The organism is Streptomyces sp. NPDC111507, from assembly GCF_055638955.1.
This window is the reverse complement of record NZ_JBVKBU010000018.1, coordinates 180,850-201,701: the sequence shown is the minus strand read 5'-3', so window position 1 is coordinate 201,701 and position 20,852 is coordinate 180,850. Positions and strand designations below refer to the sequence as shown.

The following is a 20,852-nucleotide window of genomic DNA, read 5'->3' as shown; positions in this document are numbered from 1 at the left end:
TCTGGGGCGGCGCCCGGTGCACTGCCGGGGCGAGGAGGGCGGGCCATGGTGCAGAAGGCCAAGATCCTTCTGGTCGATGACCGGCCGGAGAATCTGCTGGCGCTGGAGGCGATCCTCTCCGCGCTCGATCAGACACTGGTACGGGCATCGTCCGGAGAGGAAGCGCTCAAAGCGCTACTGACCGACGACTTCGCGGTCATTCTGCTGGACGTCCAGATGCCTGGAATGGACGGTTTCGAAACCGCGGCGCACATCAAGCGGCGTGAGCGGACTCGGGACATCCCGATCATCTTTCTCACGGCGATCAACCACGGCCCGCACCACACCTTCCGGGGGTACGCGGCGGGTGCGGTGGACTACATCTCCAAGCCGTTCGACCCATGGGTGCTGCGCGCGAAGGTCTCGGTCTTCGTCGAGCTCTACATGAAGAACTGCCAACTGCGCGAGCAGGCAGCGCTGCTGCGGCTGCAGCTGGAGGGCGGCGGCAAGACGGCGCTCGGCTCGGCCAAGGAGCCGGCCGGTCTCCTCGCGGAACTCTCCGCGCGGCTCGCGGCCGTCGAGGAGCAGGCCGAGGCGCTGTCCAAGCAGCTCGACGACGACTCGGCGGACGCGGCGGCGGTGGCGACCGCGGCCCATCTCGAACGCAAACTCACGGGACTGCGCCGGGCGCTGGACGCGTTGGAGCCGGGCACGGGAAGCGGCGCGCCGTCGGTGCCGTCGCAGAACTGACCTCCGAGGCGTCCGTCGTTCGTGGTGAGCGCGCGTCAGTTCCGGTCCCTGGTGCGGGCGACACGAACGGGTGAAGCAGTAGGCACACGTGTCCGCTGTCGTCTCCACCGGTAACCTCACACTCATGGCCTCACGTCAGTCCGCAGCCAAGAAGCCGCCCGCGAAGAAGGCGGCCGCTCCGACGAAGGCTCCGGCGAAGAAGGCCCCCGCGAAAAAGGCAGCCGCCAAGAAGGCGCCCGCCAAGAAGGTCGCGGCGAAGAAGGCCCCACCCGCGTCGGCGCCCAACCCCACCGCGGGTGTGTACAAGCTCGTACGCGCCGTGTGGCTGGGCCTCGCGCACGCCGTCGGCGCGATGTTCCGCGGCATAGGACGGGGCGCGAAGGGGCTCGACCCGGCGCATCGCAAGGACGGACTCGCGCTGCTGCTGATCGGGATCGCGCTGATCGTCGCGGCAGGCACGTGGTCCAACCTGCACGGTCCCGTCGGCGACCTCGTCGAGATGCTGGTGACGGGTGCCTTCGGCCGCCTCGACCTGCTGGTGCCGATACTGCTCGCGGTCATCGCCGCCCGCTTCATCCTGCATCCCGAGAAGCCGGAGGCCAACGGGCGCATCGTGATCGGCCTGTCCGCGCTCGTCATGGGCGTGCTCGGCCAGGTCCACATCGCCTGCGGGGCGCCCGCGCGCAGTGACGGCATGCAGGCGATAAGGGACGCGGGCGGGCTCATCGGCTGGGCGGCGTCGACGCCCCTGACGTACATGATGGGCGACGTCCTCGCGGTGCCGCTGCTCGTGCTGCTCACGATCTTCGGCCTGCTGGTCGTCACGGCGACCCCCGTCAACGCGATCCCGCAGCGGCTGCGGCTGCTCGGACAGAAGCTGGGCGTCGTCCAGGCCGACCCCGACGAGGACGCCTTCGGCGAGGACGACGAGCGCTACGACGAGCAGTGGCGTGAGGCGCTTCCCGCCCGCTCCCGACGGCGTTCACGCGCCCCTGAGGGATACGACGCGGACAGTGCCGAGGAGGAGGCGCTCACCAAGCGCCGCGGCCGTCCCCGGCGGCCCGGTGTGCAGCAGCCCGACATGAACCGGCCCATGGACGCGGTGGACGTCGCCGCGGCCGCCGCCGCCGCGCTCGACGGCGCCGTGCTGCACGGGATGCCGCCCTCCCCGCTGGTCGCCGATCTGACGCAGGGCGTCACGGCGGAGCGTGACGGCTACGAGGAGACGACCCCGGTGCCGGCCGCGCGCGCCAAGGTCGTCCCGGGCGCCAAGCGGCCCAAGCAGGAGGCCCTGGCCGTCGAGTCCGTCGTGCCCGACCTCACCAAGTCCGCGCCCGACGCGCCCCGCGACCTGCCCCCGCGCGCGGAGCAGCTCCAGCTGTCCGGCGACATCACCTACTCCTTGCCGTCGCTCGACCTCCTGGAGCGTGGCGGGCCCGGCAAGACGCGCAGCGCCGCCAACGACGCCGTGGTCGCCTCGCTCCAGAACGTCTTCATGGAGTTCAAGGTCGACGCCGCCGTCACCGGCTTCACGCGCGGTCCGACGGTCACGCGCTACGAGGTCGAGCTCGGCCCCGCCGTGAAGGTCGAGCGGATCACGGCGCTCACCAAGAACATCGCGTACGCCGTCGCAAGCCCCGACGTGCGGATCATCAGTCCGATCCCCGGCAAGTCGGCGGTCGGCATCGAGATCCCCAACACCGACCGCGAGATGGTCAACCTCGGCGACGTGCTGCGCCTCGCGGACGCGGCCGAGGACGACCACCCGATGCTGGTCGCGCTCGGCAAGGACGTCGAGGGCGGCTATGTGATGGCCAACCTGGCGAAGATGCCGCACGTGCTCGTCGCCGGAGCCACCGGTTCGGGTAAATCCTCGTGCATTAACTGCCTGATTACGTCCGTCATGGTCCGGGCGACCCCCGAGGACGTCCGGATGGTCCTCGTCGACCCCAAGCGGGTCGAGCTCACCGCGTACGAGGGCATCCCGCACCTGATCACGCCGATCATCACCAACCCGAAGCGGGCCGCCGAGGCGCTGCAGTGGGTCGTACGGGAGATGGATCTGCGCTACGACGACCTTGCGGCGTTCGGTTACCGGCACATCGACGACTTCAACGAGGCCATCAGGAACGGCAAGGTGAAGCTGCCCGAGGGCAGCGAGCGCGAGCTGACGCCGTACCCGTATCTGCTCGTGATCGTCGACGAGCTCGCCGACCTGATGATGGTCGCGCCGCGCGACGTCGAGGACGCGATCGTGCGCATCACGCAGCTCGCGCGTGCGGCCGGTATCCACCTGGTGCTCGCCACGCAGCGGCCGTCCGTGGACGTTGTCACCGGTCTGATCAAGGCGAACGTGCCGTCCCGGCTCGCCTTCGCCACGTCGTCGCTGGCGGACTCCCGCGTCATCCTCGACCAGCCGGGTGCCGAGAAGCTGATCGGGAAGGGTGACGGGCTCTTCCTGCCGATGGGGGCCAACAAACCCACCCGTATGCAGGGTGCCTTCGTCACCGAGGACGAGGTCGCGGCCATCGTGCAGCACTGCAAGGACCAGATGGCGCCGGTCTTCCGGGACGACGTCACCGTGGGCACCAAGCAGAAGAAGGAGGTCGACGAGGACATCGGCGACGACCTCGACCTGCTGTGCGCCGCCGCCGAACTGGTCGTCACCTCGCAGTTCGGGTCCACCTCGATGCTCCAGCGCAAGCTGCGGGTCGGCTTCGCCAAGGCAGGGCGGCTGATGGACCTCATGGAGTCCCGCGGCATCGTCGGGCCCAGCGAGGGCTCCAAGGCGCGTGATGTTCTTGTGAAGGCCGACGAGCTGGATGGAGTGCTCGCCGTGATTCGTGGGGAAGCTGAAGCGTAGAGCTTTTGGCGGAGGAAAACAGGACAGGTCGGTCACCGTACGAGTGAGATCTCGACGGCTCGGTCATGGCGCGGACGGTTCGCTCCGTGACACATGGATATTCGAACGTGACTCACCCGTAAGGGAAAGACGGGCAACCGTTTCCCTTCGTCGTACGTCAAGTTGAGCGAGGGGACAGGTCCCTGTCCCAACATCAGGATGACCGGCCATTCTGATGGCGTACAAAGTCCCACCGCCCGGTTGCCCCACCCTTTCGCACCCCCCCTAAACTGAACCTCCAGCACAGGTGGCTACACGCTCGAAAGGCGCCCCCGTGTCCATCGGCAACTTCCCTGACGGCAACTCCCCCGAAGACGAGCGCCCGTTCGAAGAGCACCGCGAAGAAGTCCTCTCGGTCGGTCGTGCCCTGCGGCAGGCCCGCATCGAGGCAGGACTGACGGTTGACGACGTCAGCAACGCCACCCGGGTCCGTATCGGCATCGTGCACGCGATGGAGCAGGACGACTTCGCCCCCTGCGGCGGTGACGTGTACGCGCGCGGTCACATCCGGACGCTGGCCCGGGCCGTGCGTCTCGATCCGGCCCCGCTGCTCGCTCGCTACGACGCCGAACACGGCGGGCGTCCCGCGCCGACCCCCGCCGCCCCGCTGTTCGAGGCGGAACGTATCCGTCCCGAGCGCCGCGGGCCGAACTGGACCGCCGCCATGGTCGCGGCCATCGTCGCCGTGATCGGCTTCGTCGGCTTCACCGTGGTCAAGGGCAGCGGTGGGAGCGACGCGAAGTCGTCGGTCGCCGAGGGCTCCACACCGACCGCCAGTACGTCCACCACCTCGGCCAGCCCCAAGATCAGCAAGCCCGCCGACCCGAAGCCCGAGCCCTCCGACAGCGCCATCGCGGCGGCTCCGCAGGACAAGGTGACCGTCCAGGTGAGCGCCCCTGACGGGCGCAGCTGGATCTCCGCCAAGGACCACAACGGCCGGCTTCTCTTCGACGGTCTGCTCAAGCAGGGCGAGTCCAAGACCTTCCAGGACAAGACGAAGATCGACCTGGTCCTCGGCGACGCGGGCGCGATCAAGCTGTACGTGAACGGCAAGAAGATCGACGACCAGTTCCAGCCCGGCCAGGTCGAGCGACTGACGTACACGAAGGGCGACCCCGTCGTCGGATGACTTCGGACGGCCGTGAGGGTCGCACAGCGGGCTCACGAAACGGGCGCACAAAGGGTTCTCCGCACAGGCGGGTACGGGGTTGGCCAAGATCGGCCAACCCCGTCGACGTGGGCTGTCAGTGAGACAAAGTAGTCTTGAGCCCATGCCTGAACGCCGTACCGTCGCACTCGTCACCCTTGGCTGCGCCCGTAACGAGGTGGACTCGGAGGAGCTCGCAGGCCGCTTGGAGGCGGACGGCTGGCAACTCGTGGAGGACGCCGAAGAAGCGGATGTCGCCGTCGTCAACACCTGCGGCTTCGTCGAAGCCGCCAAGAAGGACTCCGTCGACGCCCTCCTGGAAGCCAATGACCTCAAGGGGCATGGCAGAACCCAGGCCGTCGTGGCGGTGGGCTGCATGGCCGAGCGGTACGGCAAGGAGCTCGCCGAGGCCCTCCCCGAGGCCGACGGCGTGCTCGGCTTCGACGACTACGCGGACATCTCGGACCGCCTCCAGACCATCCTGAACGGCGGCATCCACGCCTCCCACACTCCCCGCGACCGGCGCAAGCTGCTGCCGATCAGCCCCGCCGAGCGGCAGAGTGCGGGCGAGGAGGTGGCCCTTCCCGGCCACGGCGCCCCCTCGGACCTCCCGGAGGGCGTCGCCCCGGTCTCCGGTCCGCGTGCGCCCCTGCGCCGCCGCCTGGACGGCTCCCCTGTGGCCTCGGTGAAGCTCGCCTCCGGCTGCGACCGGCGCTGCTCCTTCTGTGCCATCCCGTCCTTCCGCGGCTCCTTCATCTCGCGCCGCCCCAGCGATGTGCTGAACGAGACCCGCTGGCTGGCCGAGCAGGGCGTCAAGGAGATCATGCTGGTCTCCGAGAACAACACCTCGTACGGCAAGGACCTGGGCGACATCCGCCTCCTGGAGACCATGCTGCCCGAGCTCGCCGAGATCGACGGCATCGAGCGCGTGCGCGTGAGCTACCTCCAGCCCGCCGAGATGCGCCCCGGGCTCATCGACGTGCTGACCTCCACGCCGAACATCGCGCCCTACTTCGACCTGTCCTTCCAGCACTCCGCGCCCGACGTGCTGCGCGCGATGCGGCGCTTCGGCGACACGGACCGCTTCCTGGAGCTGCTCGACACCATCCGCTCCAAGGCCCCGCAGGCCGGCGTGCGGTCCAACTTCATCGTGGGCTTCCCCGGCGAGACCGAGGCCGACCTCGCGGAGCTGGAGCGCTTCCTCACGGGCGCACGCCTCGACGCCATCGGCGTCTTCGGGTACTCCGACGAGGACGGCACGGAGGCGGCGACGTACGAGAACAAGCTCGACCAGGACGTGGTCGACGAGCGCCTCGCGCGCGTGTCCCGGCTCGCCGAGGAGCTGGTCGCGCAGCGCGCCGAGGAGCGCGTCGGTGAGACCGTCCACGTGCTCGTCGAGTCGATCGGCTCCGCCGACGGGGAGGAGTGGGGTGCGGTCGGCCGTGCCGCACACCAGGCGCCCGAGACCGACGGTCAGGTGCAGTTCACAAGCGGCGAAGGTCTGACGGTGGGCCGTATCGTCGAGGCCAAGGTGGTCGGTACGGAAGGTGTCGACCTGGTGGCCGAGCCGCTCCTGGGCTCGCTCCCGTGTACTGAGGAGGCGGCCAGATGACCGGAGCCCCGGCGTCCGCGGCGGGCGGCTCCTCCAGCGCGAACGGCGCGGCGGGCGCTCCCGGCGTTCCCGGGGGCTCCAAGCCGGCGCGGGGCGGGAAGCTGGGCGCTGTGGCCGTCAATCAGGCCAGCCTCTGGAACATCGCGAACATCCTGACCATGATCCGGCTCGTCCTGGTGCCGGGCTTCGTGGCGCTGATGCTGGCCGACGGCGGGTACGACCCCGCGTGGCGTGCCTGGGCGTGGGCTGCCTTCGCCGTCGCCATGATCACCGACATCTTCGACGGGCACCTGGCGCGTACGTACGACCTGGTCACCGACTTCGGGAAGATCGCCGACCCCATCGCCGACAAGGCGATCATGGGTGCGGCGCTGGTCTGCCTGTCCTACCTCGGTGATCTGCCGTGGTGGGTGACGGGAGTGATCCTCGGGCGCGAGCTCGGGATCACCCTGATGCGCTTCCTGGTGATCCGCTACGGGGTCATTCCGGCCAGCCGTGGCGGCAAGCTGAAGACCCTCGCGCAGGGCACCGCGGTCGGGATGTACGTCCTGGCGCTGACGGGGCCGCTGGCCACCCTGAGGTTCTGGGTGATGGCAGTGGCGGTCGTCCTGACCGTCGTCACCGGGCTCGACTACGTACGACAGGCCATTGTGCTGCGCAGGAGCGGGATCGCCGAGCGGCAGGCGGCCGCCGAGGAGGCAGAACGGTGAGTTCTACGGCCGCCGAAGTGCTGCGACTACTCACGGTGAGGGGCGAGACGCTCGCCGTCGCCGAGTCGCTGACCGGCGGTCTGGTGGCGGCGGAGATCACCGCGACGCCCGGGGCCTCCCAGGCCTTCCGGGGCTCCGTGACGGCGTACGCCACCGAACTCAAGCGCGAACTGCTGGGTGTCGACGCCACTCTGCTGGCCCAGCGTGGTGCGGTGGATCCGCAGGTCGCGGCCCAGATGGCGGCCGGTGTGCGCAAGGCGCTCGGCGCGGACTGGGGGATCGCGACCACCGGTGTCGCGGGACCCGAACCCCAGGACGGGCAGCCGGTCGGGACGGTTTTCGTGGCCGTCGACGGGCCGTCCCGAGCATCTTTTCATGCTGCCGGCGGCGGCAAAGTGATACCGCTGCGGTTGAACGGCGACCGGGCGGAAATCCGTATGGAGAGTGTACGGAGCGTACTCGCACTGCTCCTGAAGGAGCTGGCGGGCGAACAGACCGGGAATGAGCGGGCACAGGATACGGAACAGAACGGGGGGTTTTGATGTTTGCAGCCCTGAGTGAACACGACATCGCTCCCCGCACGGCCGCGGCGCAAGGCGGTACGGTGGGGCGTGAAGGATGCGGCTACGCGGTCCGAGGAGGGAGCCACCGATGATTCTGCTCCGTCGCCTGCTTGGTGACGTGCTGCGTCGGCAGCGCCAGCGCCAGGGCCGTACTCTGCGCGAAGTCTCCTCGTCCGCCCGAGTTTCACTCGGCTATCTCTCCGAGGTGGAGCGGGGGCAGAAGGAGGCATCCTCCGAGCTGCTCTCCGCCATCTGCGACGCGCTGGACGTACGGATGTCCGAGCTCATGCGGGAAGTGAGCGACGAGCTCGCTCTCGCCGAGCTGGCCCAGTCTGCAGCGGCCACCGAGCCGGTGCCCACACCGGTGCGCCGTCCGATGCTGAATTCCGTATCGGTCACCGGCGTACCACCGGAACGGGTCACCATCAAGGCGCCTGCCGAGGCGGTCGACGTCGTCGCCGCCTGACGCTCACGAGTTCGCGCTCATGAGCTGAGCACGCTTGTGAAAGCCCCGGCCGGGGCTGCTCCAGGGGAAACCTGGAGCGGTTTCGGCCGGGGCTTTCGCTGTCTCCCGGTCCACTCGCTCCAGGTGACCCGAATTGTGCGTATATGCCATGGTTGATGAGGTCGTGATGGATGAGGCCGTTGTTGATCAGGTCGAGTGGATCGGAGAATCCCGATGTACGTCGTGAAGAGCCCGTTGTCCGACGCGGATCTTAAGACCGTGTCCGGCGCCCTCCAGGGAGCGCTGGTCGACCTGGTGGATCTCTCCTTGGTGGCGAAGCAGATCCACTGGAACGTGGTCGGACCGCGCTTCCGCTCCATCCACCTCCAGCTCGACGAGGTCGTGGACACCGCACGGCTGCACTCCGACACGGTGGCGGAGCGCGCCTCGACGCTCGGAGTCCCGCCCGACGGACGTGCCGCGACCGTGGCCACCACCAGCGGTATCGGTGTGACGCCTGAGGGCTGGATCAAGGACACCGACGCCGTGGAGGCGCTCGTGGACGCGCTGAGCGCGGTGATCAGCCGGATGCGGGTGCGGGTGGACGCGACGGGCGAAGCCGATCCGGTGAGCCAGGACATCTTCATCCAGATCACGGCCGACCTCGAGAAGCATCACTGGATGTTCCAGGCGGAGAACGGGTGACGCCCGGAGGCGGGCGGCTCACGGTGGTGACCGCCGGGCGCCCCGTGGTGGCCATGGGGCGCCGTGACCGGCTTCGGATGTGCCTTGGGTGCGCCTCTGTGCCGTTGGTGCGCCCTGCCGGTGGGTGAGAGCGCGGGTCTAGCTTCGGGCTGGAGGTGGACACCATGGCAGGGCGGATAGCGCGCTGGGGGGCTGCGCTGGGGCTCGGTGCGCTGTGGTGGTGGGGTGTCGTCCGGCTCGCGCTGGCGCCCGATGCCGGGGCGCTGGAAGGGGCGGTCGCGGCCGGGGGATGGGGGTTGAGCCTGCTGCCGGTGCACTGTGTGCCGAAGGCCGGGGCCGTGCGCGCCGGCGCCGGGGCGCATGGGCGGCGGGAGGGGTGGCTACGACGCGGGACGCGTGGGGGGCGTGAGCCGGGGGCTTCGTAGCGGCGGGGCGCTCGGTGGAGGGGGTGGGGGACAGGTGCGGCGCGTTTGGGGGCGCGTGGTGCCTGGGGCTCGGCGTGGGAGGGGGCTGGGCGCAGAGGGGGCGGGAGCGGGGTGGAGATGCCGCAGGGCGGATGCCCGGAGGGCGGCGGCGTGGGGGTGCTGCCGGGGTTGCTGGGGGCGGCGTGGGGGCGCTGCCGGGCGCTACCAAGGCATCGCTACGCCGCCGTTCGGGCGCAGGATCTGCCCCGTTGTGAACGCCGAGGCGTCGGAGGCCAGATGCAGCACGGCGTGGGCGATGTCCTTGGGTTCGCCGACCCGGCCGAGCGGCGACAGCCGGGCCATGACCGCTTCGGTGCGCGCCTGGTCGTCCCCGTGACGGTCGGTCATCGGCGTACGTGTCCAGCCGGGCGCGACCGCGTTGACACGGATGCCGTGCGGGCCGATCTCGGTCGCCAGAGTCTTCGTCAGCTGCACGACGGCCGCCTTCGAGGCGCCGTAGCAGAGCAGGCCGGGGCCGCCGGTGTCGATGGCGCCGGACGCCATCGTGATGATGCTCCCGCGGACGCTGTTCGCGATCATGAGGCGGGCAGCCTCCTGGCAGGCGTACAGCACGCCCTTGAAATTGACGCCCAGCACGCGGTCCAGGTCCTCGTCCCGGGTCTCCAGGACCGGGCTGCTGTGCATGATCCCGGCGACCGCCGCCATGACGTCGAGCCGTTCGCAGGACGCGACGGCCTGTCGGAGCTGCGCACGGTCGCTGACGTCGAGCGGATGTGTGTGGGCCGTACCGCCCTGGGCCTTGATGAGGGTCGCCGTCTCGTGCAGGCCCTGCGGGTCCCGGTCCGCGCAGTGGACGGTGGCCCCCGCCTCCGCCAGCAGGACGGCTGACGCGCGGCCGATCCCGCTGGCGGCGCCGGTGACGAATGCGGTGCGTCCGGTGAGGTCGTACGCCTTGACGGGCATGAAGGGACGGTACGAGGGTTTCTGACGATCCGTCAATTAGTCGTACGGCAAGGAGTTGTACGGCAAGGAGTCGTACGGCGGGGAGTTCTACGGGAGGGGCTGGCGCTCGGAGGGCGGGATACGGCCCGGGGCCGGAGTCGGGCCTGTCTGGCACATCGGGCACCAGTACGTGGGGCGCTCTCGGGAGCCGTCGCCCTGGTCGGCCCGGCGGATCGAGGTGCCACAGCGCAGACAGGGGCGGGGTGCGCGGCCGTACACGAAGAGGTTCTGGTCGCGGCGGCCGGTGGTGATGCGGGTCGGACGGTCGCGGTTGGCCTCCAGGAGTTTCTTGGCCAGGGCCGGGAGCAGGGTGGCGCGGTCGGCGGGAAGCTCACCGATGGGCAGCCAGGGAGTCACCCGGAGGAGGAAGCACAGCTCGCTCTTGTAGACATTGCCGATCCCGGCGAGGTTGCGCTGGTCGAGGAGGGCCTCGCCGAGGGAGCGGGCGGGGTCTTGGAGGAGGTTCTCCAAGGCACTGTCGGGGTTCCAGTCCGGGCCGAGGAGGTCGGGGCCGAGGTGGCCTACGGCGCGGACCTCGTCCGCGGTGCGGAGCAACTCCAGGACGGGGAGCCGGTAGCCGACGGCCGTGCGGTCCGCGGTGCCGAGGATGGCCCGGATCTGGTGGGCGGGGCCGCCGCTCCAGCGCAGGCCGTTCGCGTACACCTTCCAGGAGCCGTCCATGCGCAGATGCGAGTGCAGGGTCAGGCCGCCCTCGATCCGGGTGAGGAGGTGCTTGCCGCGCGGGGTGACGTCCAGGACGGTGCGGCCGGTGAGGTCTGCGGTGGCGTACTTGGGCACCCGCAGGTCGGAGCGGGTCAGCACCTTGCCCGCGAGGGCGGTGTGCAGTCGCCTCGCGGCTTGCCAGACGGTGTCTCCTTCGGGCATGGGTTCCAGGGTGGCACGAGAGGGGTGGGGAGCGGCGGGGTGGGGCGGAGCGGGGGATGCGGGTACGTGGGGTGCGTGTGGGTGGGGGCTCAGGCGCGCAGGCGCAGGCCGCGGGGGGTCGCGATGAAGCCGGCGCTTTCCAGGAGGGTGCCGAACGGGGATGTCAGGGCGGAGGCGCCGTTGACGCGCTCCACCGTGACCGTACCGAGGGAGCCCGCGCGGGCGGCCGCGGCGAGGGCTTCGGCGGCGGCACGCAGACGGGCGTCCTCCATGACCGAGACGTCCGGGTCCGAGGGCCAGGCCAGCAGGGTCTTGCCGCCGCGCTCCATGTACAGCGTCAGCTCGCCGTCGACGAGCACGACCAGGGAGCCCGCCTTACGGCCCGGTTTGTGTCCGGCGCCGGTGGGGGGTTCGGGCCAGGAAAGGGCAGCGCCGTACGCGTTCGCGGGGTCGGCGGCGGCCAGGACCACGGCCTGGGGGGTGGCCCGGGACGAGGAACGGGAGCGGAACCGGTGGGGGGAGAGCGCGGGGTCGCTCGCGAAGCCGTGGTCGTCGGCGAAGGCGGAGTCCTCGGTTTCGGAGAAACCGAGGGGACTCGTCGTGTCGAGGTCGTCGGGGAAGGCGTGGGTGTGCGCGGGGTCGTCGTGGCTGTCGGGGAAACCGTTGGTGTGTGCGGGGTCGCGGCCGTCGGGGAAATCGTTGGTGTGGCGGCGGCCGGGGGTGTCCGGGAAACCGGTCGGCGCCGGGAAGGTGTCTCCCGCGAAGCTGTCCCTGGGGTCCTGGGCGGTCAGTGATTCGCCCCGGTCCCGCGCGTTCGCCGCCGCGCGCAGGCGGTCCACCGCTCCGTCCATCGCGAACTGGGCGGCACCCAGTCCTTCCACCACGTAACCCCGGCGGGCCTGGCCGCTGTCCTCGAAGGCGGACAGGATGCGGTACACGGCGGAGAAGCCGCCTTCGACCCCTTCCGCGGCGACGGCGCCCCGGGTCACCACGCCGTGCCGGTCGAGCAGTGTGCGGGCCAGGGCGTGGGCGCGCACGGTGGCATCGGGCTCACGAGCGGGCAGCAGCGACCAGCGGCCGGCCACCGTCGGCGGGCCCGTACGGGACTGGGGGCGTGCCGCGCCGGTCAGGGAGCCGTAGCGGCCGCGCGGGACCGTGCGTTTGGCGCGGTGCGCCGTGGACCCGGCGGTGCGACCCGAACCCAGGAGAGCGCGCATCGGTGCGAGCGTGTCGTTCGTGAGCCGACCGGACCAGGCCAGGTCCCAGATCGCGTCGGCGAGTTGGGGATCGGTGGCGTCGGGGTGGGTGGTGGCGCGGACCTGGTCGGCGATCTGGCGGAAGAACAGGCCGTAGCCCCCGGAGAGGGCGTCCAGCACCGACTGGTGCAGGGCGGTCAGCTCCAGGGGGTGCGGGTCCGGGAGGAGCAGCGGAGCCGCGTCGGCGAGATAGAGCGAGACCCAGCCGTCCTTGCCCGGCAGCGCCCCGGCCCCGGCCCAGACCACCTCTCCGGCGGCCGTGAGTTCGTCGAGCAGCGCGGGGGCGTAACCGGAGACGCGGGAGGGAAGGACCAGCTTCTCCAGGGCAGAGGCGGGCACCGAGGCGCCCTGCAACTGCTCGATGGCGCGCACCAGTCCGTCGATGCCGCGCAGCCCGTGCCCGCTGTCGACGTGCTGCCACTGTGGCAGGAACTGTGCGAGCGCGGCGGGCGGCACCGGCTCCAACTCGTGGCGCAGGGCCGCGAGCGAACGGCGCCGCAGTCTGCGCAGCACGGCCGCGTCGCACCACTCCTGGCCGATGCCCGCCGGATGGAACTCCCCCTGGACGACGCGGCCGTTCGCCGCGAGGCGTTGCAGTGCTCCGTCCGTGACGGCCGTGCCGAGACCGAAGCGGGCGGCGGCGGTGGTGGAGGTGAACGGGCCGTGGGTGCGTGCGTAGCGCGCGAGGAGGTCGCCGAGCGGGTCCTTGACCGGCTCCGTGAAGGCCTCGGGGACGCCGACGGGCAGCGCTGTGCCCAACGCGTCCCGCAGGCGGCCGGCGTCCTCGATGGCCGCCCAGTGGTCGGCGCCGGTGATACGGACCTTGATGGCGCGGCGGGCGGCGGCCAGCTCCTTGGCCCACTGCGGCTCGGCGCCGCGCTCGGCCAGGTCGGCATCCGTGAGCGGGCCCAGCAGGCGCAGCAGGTCGGCGACGCCTTCGGCGTCCTTGACCCGGCGGTCCTCGGTGAGCCACTGGAGCTCCCGTTCCAGCTCGGCCAGGACCTCGGCGTCGAGCAGCTCCCGCAGCTCGGCCTGGCCCAGGAGCTCGGCCAGCAGGCGGGAGTCCAGGGACAGGGCGGCGGCGCGCCGCTCGGCGAGCGGGGAGTCGCCCTCGTACAGGAACTGGGCGACGTATCCGAACAGGAGGGAGCGGGCGAAGGGGGAGGGCTCGGGCGTGGTGACCTCGACGAGCCGCACCTTGCGGGACTCGATGTCGCCCATCAGCTCGGTGAGCCCGGGGACGTCGAAGACGTCCTGGAGGCATTCGCGGACCGCTTCCAGGACGATCGGGAACGATCCGAACTCGCTGGCCACCTGGAGCAGTTGGGCGGCGCGCTGCCGCTGCTGCCACAGCGGGGTGCGCTTTCCCGGGCTGCGGCGCGGCAGCAGCAGCGCGCGGGCCGCGCACTCACGGAAGCGGGCCGCGAACAGTGCCGAGCCGCCCACCTGGTCGGTGACGATCTGGTCGACCTCGCCCTTGTCGAAGGCGACGTCCGCCGCGCCGACGGGCGCCTGCTCCGTGTCGTACTCCGTGCCCAGCTTCATGGGCTCCTGGTCGAGCAGGTCCAGGCCCATCACGTCGGCGTCGGGCAGGCGCAGCACGATGCCGTCGTCGGCGTGCATGACCTGGGCGTCCATGCCGTAGCGCTCGGAGAGCCGGGCGCCCAGCGCGAGGGCCCAGGGCGCGTGCACCTGGGCGCCGAAGGGGGAGTGCACGACCACCCGCCAGTCGCCCAGCTCGTCACGGAACCGCTCGACGACGATCGTGCGGTCGTCCGGGACGTGCCCGCACGCCTCGCGCTGTTCGGTGAGGTAGGACAGCACGTTGTCGGCGGCCCAGGCGTCCAGTCCCGCGGCCAGCAGCCGCAGGCGGGCGTCGTCCTTGGGGAGCGAGCCCACCTCGCGGAGGAACGCGCCGACCGCCCGGCCGAGCTCGAGAGGGCGGCCGAGCTGGTCGCCCTTCCAGAAGGGGAGACGGCCCGGGACACCGGGGGCGGGGGAGACCAGGACGCGGTCGCGGGTGATGTCCTCGATGCGCCAGGAACTCGTGCCGAGCGTGAAGACGTCCCCGACGCGGGACTCGTAGACCATCTCCTCGTCGAGCTCACCGACCCGGCCGCCGCCCTTCTTGGGGTCGGATCCCGCGAGGAAGACCCCGAACAGCCCGCGGTCGGGGATGGTCCCGCCGGAGGTGACGGCGAGGCGCTGAGCGCCGGGACGGCCCGTGACCGTACCCGCGACGCGGTCCCACACCACGCGGGGCCTGAGCTCCGCGAAGGCGTCGGACGGATAGCGGCCCGCGAGCATGTCGAGCACGGCCGTGAACGCCGACTCGGGGAGCGAGGCGAAGGGCGCCGCCCGGCGGACCGTGGCGAGCAGGTCGTCGACCTGCCAGGTGTCGAGTGCGGTCATGGCGACGAGCTGCTGCGCCAGCACGTCCAGGGGATTGGCGGGGACCCGCAGGGACTCGATGGAGCCGGTGCGCATCCGCTCGGTGACCACCGCCGCCTGGACCAGGTCGCCGCGGTACTTGGGGAAGACGACGCCGGTGGACACCGCGCCGACCTGGTGGCCCGCGCGGCCCACTCGCTGGAGGCCGGAGGCCACGGAGGGCGGTGACTCGACCTGGACGACGAGGTCGACCGCGCCCATGTCGATGCCGAGTTCGAGGCTGGAGGTGGCGACCACGGCGGGCAGGCGCCCCGCCTTCAGGTCCTCCTCGACCAGGGCCCGCTGCTCCTTGGACACCGAGCCGTGGTGGGCCCGCGCGATGACGGGCGGCGCCCCCTGCGCCGCGCCGGAGCCCCCCATCAGCTGGGCGGGGGCGTGCGCCTCCGCCAGGGGTTCGCCCGTCGCCCGCTCGTACGCGATCTCGTTCAGCCGGTTGCACAGGCGCTCCGCCAGGCGGCGGGAGTTGGCGAACACGATCGTGGAGCGGTGGGACTGGACGAGGTCGGCGATCCGCTCCTCGACATGAGGCCAGATGGAGGGCTTCTCCGCGCCCTCGCTGCCGTCGGCGACCGGGGAGCCGCCCAGCTCGCCCAGGTCCTCGACCGGGACGACCACGGAGAGGTCGAATTCCTTGCCCGACGGGGGTTGGACGATCTCCACCTTGCGGCGGGGTGAGAGATAGCGCGCCACCTCGTCCACCGGTCGCACCGTCGCGGAGAGGCCGATGCGGCGCGCCGGCTTGGGCAGCACCTCGTCGAGGCGCTCCAGGGTGAGCGCGAGATGGGCGCCGCGCTTGGTGCCCGCGACCGCGTGCACCTCGTCCAGGATCACCGTCTCGATACCGGTCAGCGCGTCGCGCGTCGCCGACGTCAGCATCAGGAACAGTGACTCGGGGGTGGTGATCAGGATGTCCGGCGGGCGGGTGGCCAGCGCGCGGCGCTCGGCGGCCGGGGTGTCGCCGGAGCGGATGCCGACCTTCACCTCGGGCTCGGGCAGCCCGAGGCGCACCGACTCCTGCCGGATGCCGGTCAGCGGGCTGCGCAGATTCCGCTCCACGTCCACCGCGAGGGCCTTGAGCGGCGATACGTACAGCACCCGGCAGCGCTTCCTGGGGTCGGCCGGGGGCGGGGTCGAGGCCAGCTGGTCGAGCGCGGCGAGGAACGCTGCCAGGGTCTTGCCGGAGCCGGTCGGGGCGACCACCAGCACGTCCGAGCCCTCGCCGATGGCCTTCCACGCGCCGGCCTGGGCCGCGGTGGGCGCGGAGAAGGCCCCCGTGAACCAGCCGCGGGTCGCGGGGGAGAAGCCGTCCAGGGCTCGGTGTGCGGAGCTGACCATGCGTCCATCCTGCACCCGGCCACTGACAATTCCTCTGACCTGCGGGAACGCGCCCGATGGGGGCCGATGCGCCTTCGGCTGGTGGTGGGTCGGGGCCGGGCGTGCGCGGTCGCGGGCTGGTGGGGGTGTCTCCCGCGGCCCCTCAGCGAGGGAGTGACGGAGAATGGGGGCGTGGCAGGTTCAGGGGAGGAGCGAGCTCGGCACTGGCGGTACGCGGAGCTGCCGGGTGTCGATCTGTTGCGGGCGCGATTCGTCGAGAAGATCTTTGTGCGGCACACCCACGAGAACTTCGTGATCGCCGCCATCTCCGACGGTGTCGAGGTCTTCCACCACGGTGGCGCCGACCAGTACGCGGGTCCGGGCGCGCTCGCGCTGGTCAACCCCGACACCCCGCACACGGGCCGGGCGGGTGTTCCCGAGGGCTGGCGGTACGGGGCCGTGTACCCCTCGCCCGAGCTGGTGGCGGAGATCGCCGCGGAGACCACCACGATTCGTGGAACCCCCGGCTTCGTCAGTCCGGTGCTCGACGATCCGTACGCGGCGGGTCTGGTGCACGAAGTGCTCCGGGCCGCGGAGGAGGGCAACGCGCTCGCGGCCGACACCCTGCTACGGGTCGCGGTGACCCGGTTGCTGCGCCTGAACGGCGGCTCGCTGCCGCAGCGGGGTGTGCACACCGCGGGCGCCCGTGTCGCCGCACGCGCGCGTGCCGTGCTGGAGGAGCGGATGGTCGAGCCTCCGACTCTGGAACGGCTCGCCGCCGACCTCGGCACCAGTCCGTTCGCCCTGCTGCGCGCGTTCCGCGAGACCTACGGCATGCCGCCCCACACCTGGCTGACCGACGCCCGGGTACGCCGGGCACGCCACCTCCTGGACGCCGGTTCCGCGCCCGCCGAGGCGGCCGTCGCCGTCGGCTTCACCGACCAGCCCCATCTCAACCGTCACTTCACCCGCATCGTGGGCGTGCCTCCGGGCGCCTACCAGCGCGAGCGCAAGAACGTACAAGACGCCGACGGAGGGCCGTACCTAGAGTCCGGGGTGTGGCAGAACAGACAGCTCTCGCAGACATACGCAGTGAAGAAGGCGGCGGAAAACCCGACGCGGCCGTCGTCCGGGACGCCCTGGGAGTCGGGGTCGCCGTCGGACTGTCCGGTTTCGCCTTCGGGGTGACCTCGGCAGGCAGCGGGCTCACCGTGCTGCAGACCTGCGCGCTCAGCCTCCTGGTGTTCACCGGCGCCTCGCAGTTCGCGCTCGTGGGCGCGCTCGCGGGCGGCGGCAACCCGCTCACGGCGGCGGCGGGAGCGTTCTTCCTCGGGGTGCGCAACGCGTTCTACGGACTGCGGCTGTCACAACTGCTGGCCCTCCCGCGCGCGGTACGTCCGTTCGCCGCACAGTGGGTCATCGACGAGACCACGGCCGTCGCGCTCGCCCAGCCCACCCGCCGCAGCGTCCGGATCGGCTTCACCGTCACCGGGCTCACCCTGTACGTGCTGTGGAACCTCACCACGCTGCTGGGCGCCGTCGGGGCCGAGGCCATCGGGGACACCGACGCGTGGGGGCTGGACGCCGCCGGGCCCGCCGTCTTTCTCGCCCTGCTCGCACCGATGCTGAAGACCACCACGGAGCGCGCGGTCGCCGGTGCCGCGGTTCTTCTGGGGCTGGGTCTGCTGCCCGTGCTGCCCGCCGGAGTCCCCGTCCTGGTGGCGGCGCTGGCCGCTCCCGCCGCCCTCTACATAGAGGGGCGACGCGCTCCGAAGCCCGCCGTCCGTATCCAGGCCGACAACGATGCACCAAGGGAAGACCGTTGAACATCTGGATCGCGATCGGGGCGACCGCCGTCGGCTGCTACGCCGTCAAACTCATCGGCCTGCTGGTTCCCGTCGGCGTCCTGGAGCGGCCGCTTGTCAAGCGCCTCGCCGCCCTGCTGCCCGTCGCCCTCCTGGCCGCGCTCACGGCTCAGCAGACCTTCGCCGACGGGCGTGTCCTGGTCGTGGACGCGAAGGTCGCAGGACTCGCCGCGGCCGCCGTCGCCCTGCTCCTGCGCGCGCCCTTCCTGCTCGTGGTCGGCGCGGCCGTGGTCGTGACGGCCGGAATGCGGGCGCTGACAGGTTGACGCCCGGGACGCGGACGGCCCGCACACGCGTGTGCGGGCCGGGAACCGCCCGCGTGGCTCAGCCGATGGGCCGTCCGTACGCCCGTAAGGTGCGCAGGGCCTCGATCGTCACCATGGGGCGGCACTCCAGGGCGGTACCCGGTGCCCACTGGCGCCAGCGGATCGGCCAGCCGCCGTCCTCACGCTGCTCGCCCGCCAGGAAGTCGAGCGAGCGCGCCATCTCCTCGTCGGTGAACCATGCGCGCGCGAGTGACCCCGGGGTCTTCGCGTAGTCGTGCGGGAAGTGATGCTCGTCCGGCGCGTATCCGGGCGCCACCGCAAACGCCTCCAGGCGCGCCGGATCCAGTGCCGCGAGCCGGTGCTCGCGCACCAGGCGGCCCAGCCGGTCGGCGGCGGCCTCCGCGCGCGGTCGGTCGGGGGCGGAGTCCAGGAAGGCCACGGCCGCCTCGATCTCGTACGGGTGGGACTTGTCCAGGGACTCGACCGCCCGCCAGCAGAAGTCGGTGGCCCGGAACAGCCAGGCGTGCCACACCTCGTTGCGGTGCAACAGGCCCACCACGGGCCCGGTGGCGAGGAGTTCACTCGGCGGGTCGTCGACGATCGGCACGAAAGGAGCGTGCGGATAGCCACGCTGACTGGGATGGACCGCCGGCAGTGCGCCGTCCGCCGTCGACACCGAGGTCAAGTAGCGGCACACGCGCTCCACGCGCTGTCCGCCGCACCGCCCGATCGAGTCGAGGACGCGCAGCGCGTGCCCGGTGTGCAGCGGCTGGCTGACCGGACCGCGGAGATCGGGTTCGAGCGCGTGACCGTATCCCTCGTCGTCGTTGCGGTAGGCGGCCAGCGCGGTCTCCACCGCGTCGGCGGCGCCGACGTCGCTGTCCAGGAAGTGGTACGCGAAACGGCGCTGCTCCAGCACGCGTGCGGTGAGCCAGATGAAGTGCTCGGCGCGCGAGAGCGGGGTGTGCGCCGGGGGCGTCGGGGGGAGTGGGGATGCTCCTGATTCGGCCATGTCTCAGACCGTAGGACGGAAAACGGTCTCGGCAAGGGGTCCCGGCCCGGGCCCACTCTCAGGGGCGGGATACTGGAGTCATGCGGTTGACGGTCTTCTGGCAGCGGATGGCGGATCACTTCGGTGAGGCGTACGCCGACAGCTTCGCGCGCGATCATGTGATGACGGACCTCGGCGGACGGACCGTGCACGAGGCGCTGAACGCCGGCTGGGAGGCCAAGGACGTGTGGCGCGTGGTGTGCGCGACCATGAACGTTCCGTACGAAAACCGCTGACGGACCCCGAAGATCCGGGGCCGGTAACCGATTGTCGGCGGCGTGGGCGAGACTTGCCCCGTGGCCCCGACAGACGAGACCGCGCAGGTCGACCAGCAGACATCCCCCTTCGGCACGACGCCGCCCACTCCGCCCCTGGGCGTGGACGCCCCAGGGGAGGGCGCGCGCATGCCGCGCTGGCTGCCGCGCGCGATGGTGCTCGCGCTCACCCTCGTCGCCCTGTTCCAACTGGGCAGTTGGGCGTTCCACCAGCTCATCGGGCTGTTGATCAACATTCTGATCGCGTTCTTCCTGGCGCTCGCCATCGAGCCCGCGGTGAGCTGGATGGCCTCGTACGGTATGCGCCGGGGGCTGGCCGCCTTCCTCGTCTTCTTCGGTCTGCTGATCGTGACGGCCGGATTCATCACGCTGCTCGGCTCGATGCTCGCGGGTCAGATCATCAAGATGATCGAGGGCTTCCCCGAGTACCTGGACTCGGTGATCAACTGGATCAACTCGAGCTTCCACACCCATGTGAGACGGGTGGACGTCCAGGACAGCCTCGTGCACTCCGACTGGCTGCGGAAGTACGTGCAGAACAGCGCGACCGGCGTCCTGGACGTGTCCGCACAGGTGCTCGGCGGTCTCTTCAAGCTGCTGACGATCACGCTGTTCTCGTTCTACTTCGCGGCCGACGGGCCCCGGCTGCGGCGCGCGTTGTGCTCCGTGCTGCCGCCCGCGCGACAGGCCGAGGTGCTGCGCGCGTGGGAGATAGCCGTCGACAAGACCGGCGGCTATCTGTACTCGCGCGGTCTGATGGCGCTGATCTCCGGCATCGCGCACTACATCCTGCTGCAGTCCCTGGGCGTGCCCTACGCGCCCGTGCTCGCCGTCTGGGTGGGTCTGGTCTCGCAGTTCATCCCCACCATCGGTACCTATCTCGCCGGCGCCCTGCCGATGCTGATCGCCTTCACCATCGACCCCTGGTACGCGCTGTGGGTGCTGATCTTCGTCGTGGTCTACCAGCAGTTCGAGAACTACGTACTGCAGCCCAAGCTGACCGCCAAGACCGTGGACATCCACCCCGCGGTCGCCTTCGGCTCGGTCATCGCGGGCACCGCCCTCCTCGGGGCCGTGGGCGCCCTGATCGCCATCCCCGCGGTCGCCACCCTCCAGGCCTTCCTGGGGGCCTATGTGAAGCGGTACGACGTCACGGACGACCCCCGGGTGCACGGTCACCGGACCAGGAGGTCGCCTTCCTTCCGCGCCCGTCTGCGGGGGCTGCTCGGCCGATGAGCCCGATGAGCCC

The 20,852-nt window shown here is 71.1% G+C and carries 18 protein-coding genes; 14 read left to right on the top strand and 4 right to left on the bottom strand.

The genetic code is table 11. The features are described 5' to 3' along the window. Window positions 1–45 precede the first annotated feature (45 nt). The 9 genes from ACZ7M2_RS43970 to ACZ7M2_RS43930 all read left to right on the top strand — a co-directional run bounded on the left by ACZ7M2_RS43970 (window position 46) and on the right by ACZ7M2_RS43930 (window position 9,238). Window positions 46–729 carry a response regulator gene (locus tag ACZ7M2_RS43970; RefSeq protein ID WP_054228614.1) on the top strand — a complete coding sequence of 228 codons (684 nt, stop codon included), beginning with the start codon at window positions 46–48 and terminating at the stop codon, window positions 727–729. A gap of 124 nt (window positions 730–853) precedes the next feature. Then, the gene (locus tag ACZ7M2_RS43965) at window positions 854–3,592 is read left to right on the top strand and encodes a DNA translocase FtsK (RefSeq protein WP_471600073.1); all 2,739 of its coding nucleotides are present in this window, start codon (window positions 854–856) and stop codon (window positions 3,590–3,592) included. A gap of 313 nt (window positions 3,593–3,905) precedes the next feature. Further along, on the top strand, window positions 3,906–4,760 hold the full coding sequence (locus ACZ7M2_RS43960) for a helix-turn-helix domain-containing protein (RefSeq protein WP_352051086.1): 855 nt from the start codon (window positions 3,906–3,908) through the stop codon (window positions 4,758–4,760). Between the two features lie 142 nt (window positions 4,761–4,902). Beyond that, window positions 4,903–6,390, top strand: a complete 1,488-nt coding sequence (rimO, locus tag ACZ7M2_RS43955; RefSeq protein ID WP_471600072.1) for a 30S ribosomal protein S12 methylthiotransferase RimO — start codon at window positions 4,903–4,905, stop codon at window positions 6,388–6,390. Further along, entirely contained in the window at window positions 6,387–7,100 is a 714-nt protein-coding gene (gene pgsA / locus ACZ7M2_RS43950) for a CDP-diacylglycerol--glycerol-3-phosphate 3-phosphatidyltransferase (RefSeq protein WP_352051084.1), read from the top strand. The genes rimO and pgsA overlap by 4 nt, the downstream gene beginning before the upstream one ends. Continuing rightward, window positions 7,097–7,642, top strand: a complete 546-nt coding sequence (locus ACZ7M2_RS43945; RefSeq protein WP_352051083.1) for a CinA family protein — start codon at window positions 7,097–7,099, stop codon at window positions 7,640–7,642. The genes pgsA and ACZ7M2_RS43945 overlap by 4 nt, the downstream gene beginning before the upstream one ends. Before the next feature lie 109 nt (window positions 7,643–7,751). Continuing rightward, window positions 7,752–8,129 (top strand): helix-turn-helix domain-containing protein, encoded by a 378-nt coding sequence (locus ACZ7M2_RS43940; RefSeq protein ID WP_054228608.1) that lies wholly within the window; start codon window positions 7,752–7,754, stop codon window positions 8,127–8,129. A gap of 213 nt (window positions 8,130–8,342) precedes the next feature. Then, complete coding sequence (locus tag ACZ7M2_RS43935) at window positions 8,343–8,813, top strand: Dps family protein (protein ID WP_352051082.1); 471 nt, start codon at window positions 8,343–8,345, stop codon at window positions 8,811–8,813. 164 nt (window positions 8,814–8,977) lie between these two features. Continuing rightward, a complete protein-coding gene (locus ACZ7M2_RS43930) occupies window positions 8,978–9,238 on the top strand; it encodes a hypothetical protein (protein WP_471600071.1) in 261 nt (86 codons plus the stop codon). A gap of 201 nt (window positions 9,239–9,439) precedes the next feature. Here the strand turns inward: ACZ7M2_RS43930 and ACZ7M2_RS43925 are convergent, their stop codons facing one another. From ACZ7M2_RS43925 to ACZ7M2_RS43915, 3 genes are all read right to left on the bottom strand, one after another. After that, on the bottom strand, window positions 9,440–10,201 hold the full coding sequence (locus ACZ7M2_RS43925; RefSeq protein WP_471600070.1) for an SDR family NAD(P)-dependent oxidoreductase: 762 nt from the start codon (window positions 10,199–10,201) through the stop codon (window positions 9,440–9,442). A gap of 87 nt (window positions 10,202–10,288) precedes the next feature. Continuing rightward, a complete protein-coding gene (locus tag ACZ7M2_RS43920; protein ID WP_471600069.1) occupies window positions 10,289–11,125 on the bottom strand; it encodes a DNA-formamidopyrimidine glycosylase family protein in 837 nt (278 codons plus the stop codon). Window positions 11,126–11,214: 89 nt separating this feature from the next. Further along, window positions 11,215–16,167, bottom strand: a complete 4,953-nt coding sequence (locus tag ACZ7M2_RS43915; protein ID WP_471600068.1) for an ATP-dependent helicase — start codon at window positions 16,165–16,167, stop codon at window positions 11,215–11,217. 171 nt (window positions 16,168–16,338) lie between these two features. Between ACZ7M2_RS43915 and ACZ7M2_RS43910 the strand changes: the two genes are divergently transcribed. Genes ACZ7M2_RS43910 through ACZ7M2_RS43900 form a run of 3 tightly spaced genes read left to right on the top strand, consistent with a single transcriptional unit; the run spans window position 16,339 to window position 18,277 of the window. Beyond that, a complete protein-coding gene (locus ACZ7M2_RS43910) occupies window positions 16,339–17,334 on the top strand; it encodes an AraC family transcriptional regulator (protein WP_471600067.1) in 996 nt (331 codons plus the stop codon). Further along, window positions 17,232–17,972 (top strand): AzlC family ABC transporter permease, encoded by a 741-nt coding sequence (locus tag ACZ7M2_RS43905; RefSeq protein ID WP_471600081.1) that lies wholly within the window; start codon window positions 17,232–17,234, stop codon window positions 17,970–17,972. Before ACZ7M2_RS43910 ends, ACZ7M2_RS43905 begins: the two co-directional genes overlap by 103 nt. After that, the gene (locus tag ACZ7M2_RS43900; RefSeq protein ID WP_352051076.1) at window positions 17,969–18,277 is read left to right on the top strand and encodes an AzlD domain-containing protein; all 309 of its coding nucleotides are present in this window, start codon (window positions 17,969–17,971) and stop codon (window positions 18,275–18,277) included. Before ACZ7M2_RS43905 ends, ACZ7M2_RS43900 begins: the two co-directional genes overlap by 4 nt. Window positions 18,278–18,335: 58 nt before the next feature. Here ACZ7M2_RS43900 and ACZ7M2_RS43895 read toward each other — a convergent pair whose 3' ends face one another. Continuing rightward, window positions 18,336–19,289, bottom strand: a complete 954-nt coding sequence (locus ACZ7M2_RS43895) for a hypothetical protein (RefSeq protein ID WP_471600066.1) — start codon at window positions 19,287–19,289, stop codon at window positions 18,336–18,338. A gap of 80 nt (window positions 19,290–19,369) precedes the next feature. Here ACZ7M2_RS43895 and ACZ7M2_RS43890 point away from each other — a divergent pair, with 80 nt between their 5' ends. Together ACZ7M2_RS43890 and ACZ7M2_RS43885 are read left to right on the top strand one after the other, a co-directional pair. Continuing rightward, window positions 19,370–19,564 carry a DUF3046 domain-containing protein gene (locus ACZ7M2_RS43890; protein ID WP_471600065.1) on the top strand — a complete coding sequence of 65 codons (195 nt, stop codon included), beginning with the start codon at window positions 19,370–19,372 and terminating at the stop codon, window positions 19,562–19,564. Window positions 19,565–19,624: 60 nt separating this feature from the next. Further along, on the top strand, window positions 19,625–20,839 hold the full coding sequence (locus ACZ7M2_RS43885) for an AI-2E family transporter (protein ID WP_471600064.1): 1,215 nt from the start codon (window positions 19,625–19,627) through the stop codon (window positions 20,837–20,839). The last annotated feature ends 13 nt before the right edge of the window (window positions 20,840–20,852 follow it).